Genomic DNA, 12696 nt, shown 5'->3' on the forward strand with positions numbered 1-12696 from the left:
AACCGTCCGTAGCGGAGGTGGCCGTCCTTCCTCTCAGAACGGTAGTGCAGATCGCAGACGAGCGAAGACACCGCCGGAGCTGCTCTCCTCGACTGTGGTCGACCCGTCGGATTCGTTTTCGGTGGTCTGGCCGTCACCACTCTTGGCGGTCTGGCCGTCACCACTTTTGGCGGTCTGGCCGTCACCGCTCTTGGCGGTCTGGCCGTCACCGCTCTTGGCGGCTTGATCGTTACCGGCCGAGCTCGCATCTTCTGCGCCCTCATCAGTTCCTGCCTCACTAGCACCTGTCTCCTCGTCTGACGGGTCGTCAGTCACGCTCGCGTCTTCGGCCTCGTCGGAGTCTCGGGAGGCGCCAGCCTCACCGCCCTCGTCAGCAGGCGCTTCCGACGGCACAGCATCCCTTGTCCCCTGGGTGTCCCCTGGCGCTGACTCCGAATCCTCGACCCACTGGAACCCGTCGTCAGCCGAGCCACCTGTCTTCTCGCCGCCGTTTGCGTCGTCGTCCGTCTCGGTCCGCGTACTGGACGGGTCGACGTAGCTAAAGCCGTTCGTGTCTCCCTCTTCCTCGCGGTCGTCCGGATCGTCGGTAGTGGTATCCATCGGTGTCTTTCGATGCCAACGGTGGCGTTGGTTGGCGTCTCACAGCGCATCGAGTTAAATTCTTGTGCTGCCTCGAGCGCTCGTCGCCACGAACGCGAACCGTGAGAGTAAAAACGGGGGACAGACTCCCTTCAGGAGAATGGAAGACCGCGGGTTCGACCTTGGATCGGCCGCCCTCCAGCAGCCGACACCCGACCGCAGACGCACGATTTCCCCGGCAGACCGGGTTGCCGAGCGGGGACGCTTCGCGCCACCCGCAGACGGCAGTCTCCCGGTTCTGGACGCCGACGAATCACTCGTATTCGCGTCGGACAACTATCTCGGATTGACTGCCGATGAGCGGATTCAGGATGCCGCCTGTCAGGCCGCAACAGCGGTCGGTACCGGTGCCGGAGCCAGCCGAACTGCGACCGGTGACACCCTCGTTCACCACGACCTGGAGGATCGCCTCGCCGAGATCACGGACACCGAACGGGCACTCTCGTTTTCCTCGCGGTACACGGCAACCATCGGGACGATCACGGCCCTCGACCCGGACGTCATCTTCACCGACGAGCGCAATCACGCAAGCATCGCCGACGGCTGTCGCCTCGCAGACGCCACAGTCGTCACCTACGCTCACGGCGACGTGGACGCGCTCGACGCCGCCCTCGCTCAGCAGGCTGAACGCGCCGAGTGCGACGAGTCGTGGCTCATCGTCACGGAGACGGTTTTCGGTGCTGACGGCTCGGTCGCACCGCTTGCAGCGATCTGTGACGCTGCCGAGAGCTACGGCGCCTGGATCGTCGTCGACGAGTCTCACGCGGTCGGACTCTACGCCGCCGGCGGCGGCGTCGTTCAGGCGGAGACGCTCGCAGACCGTGTCGACGTCCAGCTGGGTGCCCTCTCGAACGCGCTGGCCAGCCAGGGCGGATACGTCGCGGGGACCGATACGCTGATTAGCCACCTCCTGTCTGAGTCGCGGCCGTTTACCGCCGTGGCCGGGCTCGCTCCGACCGCAGCCGCTGCGGCCAGCGAAGCGTTACACGTCGCCCGCCACGAGGATCTCCGGGAACAGCTATGGGAGAACGTCGCACACATGCGAGATGGGCTCGAGTCCCTTGGCCTCACCGTACTCGGCGACTCCCAGATCCTGTGTGTGTTGACCGGTGAGGAGCGCGATGCGTGTGCACTCGCAGACGGCCTCCGCGAACGGGGCATCGCTTCGCTGCCAATCTGCCCGCCAACTACCCCCACCGGTGCCAGCGGACTCCGACTCACGCCGATGGCGACCCACACTGAAGGCGATATTCGTGCCTGTCTCGAGGCCATACAGGCCGCCGGCTCGGAGATCGGCCTCTATTGATCTCGTCGACGGGGACGGCTTCGCTCAGAAGAACTCGTCTAGTCCCGACTGATCCTGGTCGGTCCCCTCTGCATCTCCCGTGGGGGATTCCTCGTCGCTGGTGCTCCGCTCGATTCCATCGTCGTCGTTCTCGGCCCCGTCTCCGTTGAGCATCGCCTGGCCCGACTCGCCGTCAGTCGCCTCACTATCCTCGAGATCCGCGTTTCCGCCACGCGTCGCGTTCTGGAAGGCGGTGCCCGAATTGTCGACTGCCGTCGTGAGCCGGCGTTCCTCGGCGTCCGCGACGATGGATTCGACCTTGTTCGTGGTCGCGCCGCTTCCCGTGACGAACGACACGTCGTCCTCGTCTAACTCGTAGGCCGCCGCCATCGACACCGTCAGCTCGCGGTTGCGACAGTGGTGGGTCATCGCCGCGAGGTACGGCACGATCTCCCGGCGGGCGGTGGCGACGCTCGTCCCCTCGCGTTCAGCGATTCGCTCGGCTATCGCGTCGCGGGTGTCGCGTTTGCCCCGCGTGCGGCCGAGCTTCGACCAGTAGCTCGGCGGGCCGTAGCGGGTCCACCCGCCCTTTGGCTCCCGGCGCGAGGCGGCGACGCCAGCGGTCATGTTGTCCGTCGCGTAGCGCCAGTAAGAGTAGTTTTGCGTGGCCCGAACGCGGCCGAGCCACCGGTCGGCGTTCGCGAGGAACTCGTAGGCGTCTGCCAGTTCGGCACCTGCGTAGTCTTTCGGGACGTTGTCCTCGATCCAGTTTAGCAGCTCGTCGGGCGTCTCGTCGACGTCGTAGGACGCCCGCAGCGCCCCCTCGGCGCCCTCCTCTTTGATCAAGGCGTCGAGGAAGTCGAAGATCCCCTCGGTGGTGTCGCGCTCGCTCGTGACGACGTCCTCGACGGACAGCATTTCGGCCGTCTCGGCGACCGCTTGGAGGTCGTTGACCGCCGACCGGAGGTCCCCACTGGTCGACTCGGCGATCTTCTCTAAGGCTGCATCCTCGTACTCGATCCCCTCCTTGCGGCAGATGTCTCGGAGGACGGGGACGATCGATCGCTTCGAGACGTCGCGGAACTCGATCGTCTCGCAGGCGTTTCGTAGCCCCTGGCTCATGTCGTAGAACTCGTTGGCGACGAGGACGATCGGCTGGTTGGCCGACTTGACGACACGGGTGACCTCGCGGGCCCCGCCGTAGTCGGCGTTTCCGTGGAAGTTGTCCGCCTCGTCTAAGATCACGAGCCGCCGGCCGGCCTCGCCGCCGGTCAGCGTCCCGCTCTTTGCGGCTTCGCCCGCGACGCGTTCGATCACGTCCGCCTGGCGGTCGTCGCTGGCGTTTAACTCCATGACGGGCCAGCCCATGTCGGCGGCCAGCGCGTGGGCGGCCGAGGTTTTTCCGACACCAGGGCTACCGTGGACGATCACCGCCTCCCGGTGGTCGTCCCAGGACTCGGCCCACTCGCGGAGTTTGTCGCGGGCCTTGTTGTTGCCGCGTACCTCCGACAGCGTCGTCGGCCGGTAGGTTTCGGTCCAATCGCTCATTGGCGGTGGTTGGGCCGAGTCGCGTTTAGTGGTTCCGGAGCGTGAGCATCAGGTCGACCGGTATCGGATTCCTAGTCACTCTCTGGGATGGCGTAATAGCGCGATCGTTGTCCACATCGACGCTGAGAAGACGTGTGCGAGGGCGCTCAGGTACAGCCCGAGCGAGGCGAACGTCCCCGAGAAGATAAATAAGATCATCCCAGTCGGAACGCTCGTTGAACGCGGCACCGTCGACTCAGGATTGATAATCGTCGGCGTGAGCAATAGCGCCATCGTAAACCCACCGAGTGTGAATACGATGTCCTGCCAAATCATGGCAGATATTGCCGGAGATTGTATATAGTTGTGGCGGTCTCCCGAGAGACTAGCTTACTTGGCCGTTTGAACCCCTCCTTGGCTCAGAGAGACAGGGAGCTATCCGTCTCAGTAACGGGGTTTCAACAGAGCGAAATCTGTGTGTTTGTAACGACCGAACCCCAGTAGACAGCGTAGGGACGCTCCTGAAAAAAGAGCAGCAGTTAGTCAGCGCTACCATCAGTTGCCGGCAGTGTAAACGAGAATTCCGTCCCATCCCCGGGTTCGGATTCAACCCAGATGTCGCCGCCGTGGCGCTCGACGATCCGCTCGCAGAGCGCCAGACCGATGCCGGTTCCCTTCCGTTCTGTTGTGCCGTGTAGTCGCTGGAATACCTCGAAGATTCGGTCCTGATCGCCAGCGTCAATCCCAATTCCGTCGTCACGAACTGAGATGACCCATTTTGTGCCGCGTCGCTGTGCAGTCAGGTGAATGAGTGGTCGACCATCACCGCTATACTCGATAGCGTTGTCCACCAAATTCTGAAACACCTGTCGCAGCTGGTCGGGGTCGCCCTTGACGCGGGGAAGTGAGTCTGTCGTGATTTGGGCATCGCTGTCCTCAATTTTCACCTGGAGGTCATTGTAGACATCTTCGACCACGTCATTCAACTCAATCGGTTCCAGCTGGTGGCCTTGTGTTTCGACGCGTGAATACTGAAGCAAGCCGTCGATCATCGTACGCATTCGGTCTGCCCCATCAACAGCGAAGTCTAGGAATTCTTGCCCTTCCTCGTCAAAGTCGTCCTCGTATCGACTTTCGAGCAGCCGAAGATACGAGGAGACCATCCGTAAGGGTTCTTGGAGGTCGTGGGAAGCCGCATATGCGAATTGCTCTAATCGCTCATTGGACGCTTCGAGGTCGGCAACCAACTGCTCGAGTTCCCGTTGATACTGGTGGCGCTCAATTGCCTCTGCAAGGACGTTCGCAACGCTCTGGACGAACGAGACGTCCTCGTCCGAGAACTCCCGACGATCAGTGTCGTGTACACCGAGGATTCCCCATGGCCCGCCGAAGGGGCCGATGATCGTGCTAACCCCACTCAAGACGTTGTGAGACGTCAGTAGGTCCGGTCCGCTGAATCGGCTCTCAGTAGAGAGGTCAGAGACAACTACCGGCTCTTCGGATCGCAGCGTGTAGCCAGCTTGAGAGTCGTCCTCGTCTGCGCCGACGGTTGCGTTCCCGGCGATGCCGTCGTCCCAGCCGACACCCTGTCGAAGTAACAACTCGCGATCATCAGAATCAAGGTCAAGTACCTTGCAGTACTCGGCGTCTAATACTTCGGCCACTAGGCAGGTCGCTTCCTGCATGAGGTCGTCAAGATCATCAGTTTCGAGTGCAGTTTGGCCGAGATCGGCGACGGTCTGTTGTTGGGTAGCCCGGTGTGACAACTCACTCTCGCGTTTTTTCCGATCAGTCACGTCTCGTCCGACCCCGACTAGCACTGTCTCTCCGTCAGGGTTTTCGATCGTTGAGGCAGCGAACTCGTACGGAATGTGCGCCCCACCTTTGGTACACAGTTGCGCTTCAACCTGCGTGTTCCCCATTTCAAATCCCTCCTCAACTGCGTTCGCAATCGTCTGCTGAGATGGCTCGTCGAAAAAGTCCTGTGCAGACATTGATGCGATTTCCACATCGGAATAGCCCGAGACTTCACACAGCGTCTCGTTCCATCGCTGAAGGCTGCCGCTCACGTCAAGCACGTAGAAGAGATCGTCGATGCCGTTCAGCATGTCGTTAGTGTATTTCTGATACCGTTCGAGTCGGTAGTTTGCCTGTTCGAGTCGATCCACCGTGTCTTCGAGCTCGATCTGTGTCTGGCGGAGAACGTCGTTACGCGCTTGGAGTTCATGGGCCCGTGTCTTTGCCCGGCTGTCGTGAACGCCCACGGCAAAGCCCGCAACACTGGCGAGCCCTGTGAGGATCGGCGGAGCCTGTGTGGAAACGCTCTCTCCAGGTTGGAGATGATACACGACGAGGAGGGTAGCCATGAGACTGAATCCGGCGAGACACCAGCTGACGATACCGGGATAGTATTCAGGGGCGATATCGGTCCGTGAGAGTCGATATGCTCCGAAAACAAGGACGAGGCCCGGACCAGCAATCAATAGGCAGATAAGAAGGGTATTTACCACTGGTACGCCCTGGCCAGTCTCGGAAAAGAGCCATCCTGCACCAAACACAATGTATAGACCGCCGAGAACGCCGAGAGCGCGCCTGGGGCCAACTGTAGACACGAGGCGCTTCCAAGAGAACACTTTATGTTCGTAAGGCAGATAGCCGCCTTGGGCTTTACGATGACCATTGCCAATTCTCACTGGAGACGCAGCAGTAGGTATAGGATAGACTGATGCTCTTGAACGATGGTTAGTTCTTTCAGCCGGTCAAGTGCCCGATCGACAGGCCGATCTGGAAGACCAGTTTGCTGGTGAAAATCATCGCGAATAATTGAGCCACCGTACATGAGGGTGTGCTGGTGGGCGATTCTGGGGACGTTGTACTCTGTGCCTCACTCAGTTCCGAAGAAGTAACTTCTATACCTCCCCGGTCTAACCACCAACGTGAGTGTATGAGTCAGTCTTACAATCGCGGTCTCATCGAGGACTTCGGCCGGTGGAAGGAGTTCTCGGCCGGGATGTGGGCGTGGATCTTCCACAAGTTCACCGGGTGGATGCTGATCGGCTACCTGTTTACCCACATCGCGGTGTTGAGCACAGCAATCGGCGCGGCGAGTCAAGGTGATGCGACGATCGCAGCGGGGGAGGACGTCTACACGACGACGATCCAGGGGCTCGAGGGCCTGTTTATCGTCCGCGTGCTCGAGGTCGGCCTGCTGGCGGTCGCCGTCTTCCACATCCTTAACGGAGTCCGGCTGCTGATGATCGACCTCGGCATCGGTCTCGACTCCCAGGACGCGAGCTTCTACGCCTCGCTGATCCTCACCGGGATGATCACCGTCGCGAGCGTTCCGACCTTCCTGCAGGGGGTGGGCTTCTAATGGCAGAGCGTTACTCATCCTTTACGCCCGGCGGAACCGGCTGGCTCCTTCAGCGCATCACGGCGGCATTTCTCGTCGTCGTCCTCGCCTTTCACTTCTTCCAGCTACACTTCGTCAACCACGCCGCAGACGTTACGTTCGCGGGCACCCAAGCCCGGATGGACCACGTCGGCTACTTCCTGGCCATGGTGTTGTTCCTGGTCACGGCCGCGTTCCACGGTATCAACGGCGTCTACAACGCGCTCGTAAATCAGGGGCTGTCGGGTACGCCCAAGAAGGTCATGCTGGTCGTACTCACCGTCGCTGGCGTCGCGCTCGTCGCACAGGGAACGTACGTCGCGCTGGTCATGGCGGGGTGGATCTAACATGAGCACGCAACAACAGAAACCACAGAGTCAGGAGGCACCGGAAGACCCCGAGATGAAAGGGGCCGAGTCGCCCCAGCAGGAGCGACTCGACAAAAAGGCCGAGCGGGCGAAGAGCCGCGAGGAGACCGCAGACGAATCCGAGACAGAGGGGGAGACGGTTCACCTGAAGGTGTTCCGGTACGACCCCGAAGTGGAGGCCAAACAGGAGCCACGCTTCGACGAGTTCCACGTCCCCTTCTCGAAGGGGATGACCGTTCTCGACGCGCTGATCTACGCGCGAGACGAGTTCGACTCCTCGCTTACGTTCCGACACTCCTGTCGGCAGGCGATCTGTGGCTCGGACGCCTTCTTCGTCAACGGCTCCCAGCGCCTGGGCTGTAAGACCCAGATCTCCGAGCTCGACCAGCCGGTGCGAGTCGAGCCGCTTCCCCACCAGGACGTCGTCAAGGACCTGGTCGTCGATATGGACCACTTCTACGAGCAGATGCACGCCGTCGAGCCGTACTTCCAGAGCGAGGAGACGCCCGACGCGAGCGAGCTCGAAGAGCAGCGCCAGTCCAGGGAGAACCGCGAGAAGGTCAAGATGTCGACGCGGTGTATCTGGTGTGGCGCCTGCATGTCGAGCTGTAACATCGCCGCAGGGGACAACCAATACCTCGGACCGGCGGCGATCAACAAGGCCTACCGGTTCGCGATGGACGATCGGGAGGAAGCAGAGATCAAAGAGCACCGACTCCGCATCATCGAGCAGGAACACGGCGTCTGGCGGTGTCAGACCCAGTTCTCCTGTACCGAGGTGTGTCCGAAGGACATCCCCCTCACCGAGCACATTCAGGAGCTCAAGCGTGAGGCAGTGAAGAAGAACCTGAAGTTCTGGTAACCATGTACGAACACGACGTTATCGTGGTCGGCGCCGGCGGCGCCGGCCTCCGAGCCGCGATCGCAGCCCACGAGGCGGGAGCCGACGTGGCGATGGTGACGAAGCTCCACCCCGTCCGCAGCCACACCGGCGCGGCCGAGGGCGGCATCAACGCCGCGCTGCGCGAGGGCGACGACTGGGAACTGCACGCCTACGACACGATGAAGGGATCGGACTACCTCGGCGACGCGCCGGCCATCGAGACGCTGGCCCAGGACGCGCCCGAGGACACGATCACCTTAGAACACTGGGGGATGCCGTTCTCCCGCGAAGAGGACGGCCGCGTCTCCCAGCGACCGTTCGGCGGGCTTTCCTACCCGCGAACGACCTACGCTGGGGCCGAGACGGGCCACCACCTGCTGCACGTAATGTACGAGCAGGTCGTCAAACGAGGCATCCAGGTCTACGACGAGTGGTACGTGATGAATCTCGCGACCAGCGACGAACCCGACCCCAACGACCGGAGCTGTCACGGCGTCGTCGCCTACGACGTCCAGAGCGGCCAGATTCAGGGCTTCAAGGCGAATCAGGGCGTCATCCTCGCGACTGGCGGTCCCGGGCAGGCGTTCGACCACACCACCAACGCCGTCTCCTGTACCGGCGACGGGCAGGCGATGGCCTACCGCGCGGGCGTTCCGTTGGAGGACATGGAGTTCATCCAGTTCCACCCGACGACGCTGCCGAGTACGGGCGTCCTCATCTCCGAGGGGGTCCGGGGTGAGGGTGGTATCCTCTACAACGAGGAGGGCGAGCGGTTCATGTTCGAACATGGCTACGCGAAAAACGACGGCGAGCTCGCCTCCCGTGACGTCGTCTCCCGGGCCGAACTCACTGAGGTCAACGAGGGTCGCGGCGTCGAGGACGAGTACGTTCACCTCGACATGCGCCACCTCGGAGCCGACCGCATTCTCGACCGACTCGAAAACATCCTCCACCTCGCGGAGGACTTCGAGGGCGTCGACGGGCTCGTCGAGCCGATGCCGGTCAAGCCCGGCCAGCACTACGCGATGGGCGGCATCGAGACCGACGAGAACGGCGAGACGTGTATCTCCGGACTCTACGCCGCGGGCGAGTGTGCCTGCGTCTCCGTCCACGGCGCCAACCGACTGGGCGGCAACGCCCTCCCCGAACTCGTCGTCTTCGGCAAGCGCGCGGGCTACCACGCCGCGGGCGGCGATCTTGGCCCTGCCGAGATCGAAACCGGCTACGGTCCCGGCGTCGAGGACGAAAACTACGACCTACCGATCACACCCGGCGAGGCCGGCCTCGACCCCGCAGACGGCAGCATCGCCGCCGACGGCGGGCAGGTCGCCGACGCGGAGGGAGCGCTCGAACGCGCCGTCGAACGCGAACGCGAGCGCGTCGATCAGCTGATGGAGAAAGACGACGGCGTCCAGCACGCCGAGATTCGCTCGAAGCTCCAACGGGCGATGACCGACTACGTCAATGTCTTCCGGACCGAGGAGGGCGTCACGAACGCCTTAGAGATCATCCGCGAGTGTCGCGAGGAGTACCGCGACGTCTACGTCGACGATCCCTCGCGGACGTTCAACACTGACCTCCAGATGACCTACGAGACGCGCAACCTGATCGACGTCGCCGAGACGATCGCGCTGGGTGCGCTCGTCAGAAACGAGTTCCGCGGCGCTCACTGGCGCCAGGAGAATCAGACCCGCGACGACGAGAACTGGCTCAAGCACACGCTCATCTCCTGGAACGGCGGGAAGCCGTCGATCTTCTACCGGCCCGTCATCTTAGAGGGTGAGGAGAAGACGTACGAGCCGAAAGTTCGCAGCTACTGAGCTGGCGCTTTAGTCGGACAGATCCGTTTTCTACCCACGGTCTCTACTCGCGCCCACACGCTCTCGCGAGCGTGCTCGGTGACGACCGTCTCGACTGGAGTACCCTCCTGACGCACCGCTACCGTATTGTCGACCGTCAGATCGTGGTATTGAGTCACAACGACAATTGTTACAACGGACGTTTCGACTCCAGAGTCGGTGTTGACGCCGAATCGGTCGGTCATCGCCTATCGACCGGCCATCTGATCCCCCCTACTGGTGCCCGACACTGGTCGATTTTCGACGATCGTTGTAGGACGGGTTTATTATCGTCGAAACACACAGGAGGATGTATGAGCGCGACGCAGGAACTCGACGTGTCGGTCCCGACGGACATCGAGTCCGCGCGAGGGAAACTGGTGTACCTCTACCTCGCGACCGCGGGGACCGCGACGGTTGATTCGCTTCACGACGACCTCGGCATCTCCAAGGGCACGGCTCTCTCGATCACCGGCGCACTCCGCGAACGAGGGCATCTCCGACGCACGAACGGGCGGTACGAACTGGCCTGCTAGCGGGCCGGTTGGCGACTTAGAGTTCGATACGCTCGACCAGTTGTTCCTCGTCCTCGTTTGTGTTTACGGCGACGATCCGAATCTCATCTTCGAGTCTCGATCCCTGTACCTTCGGCTTTAGCAAGTTATCGACCTGGTAGACACCCGCGGCGTTGGTCATCGCGATTTCGACCATCACTGGCGCCGTCTCTCCCTCACGAAGTGTGACACGCTTGATCGCCTGGCTCGAGAGCGTGTTGATTCCGCGCCCGCCGTGTTCGTACGGGATCCGCGAGCGACCCCGTTCCATGTCTAAGGCGTCGGCCACCCGGATGAGTCCCGCCTCGGTGGTGAGTGGCGTCTCCGCCCGGTGGTGACAGAGGATGGCGTGGAGAATCTCCCCTTTCATCCGAACCGTCTCCGAAAGGTCGTAGAACTCGGGGAGCAGCCGGTCCAAAATGTCCGCTGCGAGCGGAATCGAGTAGTAGGCGTGCTCGTCTCGATGGACGACGTGTCCGATGTCGTGTAGCGTCGCGGCCAGGCAGATGATGACCGACTCGTCGGCCTCCTCGAGTCCCTGCTGGCGTGCGCCGTTGAAGTCGACGTCGCTGGCCTTCAACAGATCGTACAGACACAGCGCCCGGTTGCGGACGATCTCGATGTGTTTGGTGCCGTGGTCGTTGTACTGCATCCGATCGACCGCGTTGATATTTTGGGCTTCGAGGTACGTCTCGATCTCGGCGTCTGACTGAATCGTCTCCAAAACGGCGTGAAGCTTCTCGTCGGGGAAGTTGTGGTTCGCGTCGGGGTCGTAGACACGCTGGGGATCTGTGTCGATAGGCGATTCGTTCATAGGTGATGGTCAGTCGGGAACTAAAAAAAGCCCTGCGACAAGAACGGAACGACCGGGAGTTACGCTGCTGCTTCGACTGCTTGCTCGACTTCGTCGTAGTCGGGTTCGACGCCGGGGTCGTCGCTAACCCACGCGTACGTAATCTCGCCGTCGCCGTCGACGACGAAGACGGATCGCTTGGCGACGCCGTACACTCCGAGGTCGTCGAAGTCCATCTCGATGTCGTAGGCGTCGATGACCTCCTTGTTCAGGTCGCTGATGAGGCCGAACTCGAGATCGTTCTGCTCGCGGAACTCGTTTAGCGTAAACGGCGAGTCACGGCTGATTCCGTAGACAGTTGCGTCGAGAGCCTCGAACGCGCTGAGTCGATCCTGGAACGTACACATCTCGGTCGTGCAGACGCCGGTGAACGCGCCAGGGAAAAAGGCGAGCACGATCGGTGCGTCGCCGTCGACGCGTTCGTCGAGACTAAACGAGTCGACGTCGCCGTTTGCAAGCGGTGCGGTGAACGCTGGTGCTGAGTCGCCGGTGGTCGGCATGTGCGTCCCTTCTTGCGCGGCGGGAAAGACAGTTTCGTTCGCGGAGGGAATGGCACAGAGTGACAGGTGGGTGGGAAGTGGTCGTCGATAGAGCGCGCCACCTAGAGAGGTATACCTATCACGCTCGATCGAGTGGCGAGTAGTCCCTGCTTTTGGTCGAATTCGACCGGTAGCGGGCCGCTCCGTGACACACTCCGCCCATGACCATTGACTCGACGCTAGCTAAGTGGTCCAAAAAGGTTATAATTGCCAGCGGGTAAGCCACGCATAGAGATGGTAGCCGAAATCGCACCGCTGTTCATCCCTGGTGCACCCGGGGGTCCGGAACTGCTGATCATCCTCTTCATCGCCATTCTGTTGTTCGGGGCAAATAAGATCCCGAAGCTGGCTCGGTCGACCGGTGAGGCCATGGGCGAGTTCCAGAAGGGTCGTGAGAAGGTCGAAACAGAACTTGAAGAGATGCGTGAGACGGGAGACTTCGACGAGGACGACGAGACCGACTTCGTCGACACCGAGCCCGTCAGCGCTGAGAACGAGACGGTCACCGACGCCGAGACGGAGACCGAGACGAACTAACACCTTTTTCGGGTGGGGCGTGTGGCCTAGCGGAGAGGGCAGAAGGTTCCTAACCTTCTGATCGCGGGTTCGAATCCCGTCACGCCCGTGCAGCGAGCCACGTAGTGGCGAGCGAACCGGCATGACGGGATTCCTGAATCCTACCAGTCGCGCGCAGCGAAGCGAGCACGTCTGGGTTCGGTTCGAATCCCGTCACGCCCGCTCACTTCGTTCGCGAGCGTGACGTAGCTCGCGAACGCGTTGCGTTCGCTCACTCCCGTCACGCCCGTAATCTGTCGCGAG

At 61.8% G+C, this 12696-nt stretch carries 13 protein-coding genes and 1 tRNA gene; 8 read left to right on the top strand and 6 right to left on the bottom strand.

Features of this window, described 5'->3' with window-relative positions; genetic code table 11:
• Positions 1-33: 33 nt before the first annotated feature.
• A complete protein-coding gene (locus OB905_12270) occupies positions 34-600 on the bottom strand; it encodes a hypothetical protein (GenBank protein MCU4926746.1) in 567 nt (188 codons plus the stop codon).
• A 139-nt stretch (positions 601-739) separates the two neighbouring features.
• Here OB905_12270 and OB905_12275 point away from each other — a divergent pair, with 139 nt between their 5' ends.
• Entirely contained in the window at positions 740-1945 is a 1206-nt protein-coding gene (locus OB905_12275) for an aminotransferase class I/II-fold pyridoxal phosphate-dependent enzyme (GenBank protein ID MCU4926747.1), read from the top strand.
• Positions 1946-1969: 24 nt separating this feature from the next.
• On the opposite strand, the gene OB905_12280 is transcribed toward OB905_12275, so the two are convergent.
• The 3 genes from OB905_12280 to OB905_12290 all read right to left on the bottom strand — a co-directional run bounded on the left by OB905_12280 (position 1970) and on the right by OB905_12290 (position 6144).
• Complete coding sequence (locus tag OB905_12280; GenBank protein MCU4926748.1) at positions 1970-3472, bottom strand: replication factor C large subunit; 1503 nt, start codon at positions 3470-3472, stop codon at positions 1970-1972.
• A gap of 75 nt (positions 3473-3547) precedes the next feature.
• Positions 3548-3787 (bottom strand): hypothetical protein, encoded by a 240-nt coding sequence (locus tag OB905_12285; GenBank protein ID MCU4926749.1) that lies wholly within the window; start codon positions 3785-3787, stop codon positions 3548-3550.
• A 203-nt stretch (positions 3788-3990) separates the two neighbouring features.
• Positions 3991-6144: an ATP-binding protein gene (locus OB905_12290; protein MCU4926750.1), complete on the bottom strand. Its 2154-nt coding sequence runs from the start codon at positions 6142-6144 to the stop codon at positions 3991-3993.
• Between the two features lie 251 nt (positions 6145-6395).
• Between OB905_12290 and sdhC the strand changes: the two genes are divergently transcribed.
• The 5 genes from sdhC (at position 6396) to OB905_12315 (ending at position 10467) form a co-directional block, all read left to right on the top strand.
• Positions 6396-6824, top strand: a complete 429-nt coding sequence (sdhC, locus tag OB905_12295) for a succinate dehydrogenase, cytochrome b556 subunit (protein MCU4926751.1) — start codon at positions 6396-6398, stop codon at positions 6822-6824.
• The gene (locus OB905_12300; GenBank protein ID MCU4926752.1) at positions 6824-7189 is read left to right on the top strand and encodes a succinate dehydrogenase; all 366 of its coding nucleotides are present in this window, start codon (positions 6824-6826) and stop codon (positions 7187-7189) included. Before sdhC ends, OB905_12300 begins: the two co-directional genes overlap by 1 nt.
• Position 7190: 1 nt before the next feature.
• Positions 7191-8072, top strand: a complete 882-nt coding sequence (locus tag OB905_12305) for a succinate dehydrogenase/fumarate reductase iron-sulfur subunit (protein ID MCU4926753.1) — start codon at positions 7191-7193, stop codon at positions 8070-8072.
• 2 nt (positions 8073-8074) lie between these two features.
• Entirely contained in the window at positions 8075-9913 is a 1839-nt protein-coding gene (locus OB905_12310; protein ID MCU4926754.1) for an FAD-binding protein, read from the top strand.
• A gap of 332 nt (positions 9914-10245) precedes the next feature.
• A complete protein-coding gene (locus OB905_12315; GenBank protein ID MCU4926755.1) occupies positions 10246-10467 on the top strand; it encodes a helix-turn-helix domain-containing protein in 222 nt (73 codons plus the stop codon).
• A 16-nt stretch (positions 10468-10483) separates the two neighbouring features.
• On the opposite strand, the gene OB905_12320 is transcribed toward OB905_12315, so the two are convergent.
• On the bottom strand, positions 10484-11299 hold the full coding sequence (locus OB905_12320; GenBank protein ID MCU4926756.1) for an HD domain-containing protein: 816 nt from the start codon (positions 11297-11299) through the stop codon (positions 10484-10486).
• Positions 11300-11358: 59 nt separating this feature from the next.
• Entirely contained in the window at positions 11359-11838 is a 480-nt protein-coding gene (locus OB905_12325; GenBank protein MCU4926757.1) for a redoxin domain-containing protein, read from the bottom strand.
• 273 nt (positions 11839-12111) lie between these two features.
• Between OB905_12325 and OB905_12330 the strand changes: the two genes are divergently transcribed.
• Positions 12112-12414: a twin-arginine translocase TatA/TatE family subunit gene (locus OB905_12330; protein MCU4926758.1), complete on the top strand. Its 303-nt coding sequence runs from the start codon at positions 12112-12114 to the stop codon at positions 12412-12414.
• A gap of 15 nt (positions 12415-12429) precedes the next feature.
• A tRNA-Arg gene (locus OB905_12335) sits at positions 12430-12502 on the top strand.
• Positions 12503-12696 lie beyond the last annotated feature (194 nt).

The organism is Halobacteria archaeon AArc-dxtr1, from assembly GCA_025517425.1.
Taxonomy (GTDB): Archaea; Halobacteriota; Halobacteria; order Halobacteriales; family Natrialbaceae; genus Halostagnicola.

Coding starts and splice junctions, on each gene's coding strand:
- OB905_12270 (MCU4926746.1), bottom strand. CDS start 600: ATGGATACCACTACCGACGATCCGGACGACCGCGAGGAAGAGGGAGAC.
- OB905_12275 (MCU4926747.1), top strand. CDS start 740: ATGGAAGACCGCGGGTTCGACCTTGGATCGGCCGCCCTCCAGCAGCCG.
- OB905_12280 (MCU4926748.1), bottom strand. CDS start 3,472: ATGAGCGATTGGACCGAAACCTACCGGCCGACGACGCTGTCGGAGGTA.
- OB905_12285 (MCU4926749.1), bottom strand. CDS start 3,787: ATGATTTGGCAGGACATCGTATTCACACTCGGTGGGTTTACGATGGCG.
- sdhC (MCU4926751.1), top strand. CDS start 6,396: ATGAGTCAGTCTTACAATCGCGGTCTCATCGAGGACTTCGGCCGGTGG.
- OB905_12300 (MCU4926752.1), top strand. CDS start 6,824: ATGGCAGAGCGTTACTCATCCTTTACGCCCGGCGGAACCGGCTGGCTC.
- OB905_12305 (MCU4926753.1), top strand. CDS start 7,191: ATGAGCACGCAACAACAGAAACCACAGAGTCAGGAGGCACCGGAAGAC.
- OB905_12310 (MCU4926754.1), top strand. CDS start 8,075: ATGTACGAACACGACGTTATCGTGGTCGGCGCCGGCGGCGCCGGCCTC.
- OB905_12315 (MCU4926755.1), top strand. CDS start 10,246: ATGAGCGCGACGCAGGAACTCGACGTGTCGGTCCCGACGGACATCGAG.
- OB905_12320 (MCU4926756.1), bottom strand. CDS start 11,299: ATGAACGAATCGCCTATCGACACAGATCCCCAGCGTGTCTACGACCCC.
- OB905_12325 (MCU4926757.1), bottom strand. CDS start 11,838: ATGCCGACCACCGGCGACTCAGCACCAGCGTTCACCGCACCGCTTGCA.
- OB905_12330 (MCU4926758.1), top strand. CDS start 12,112: ATGGTAGCCGAAATCGCACCGCTGTTCATCCCTGGTGCACCCGGGGGT.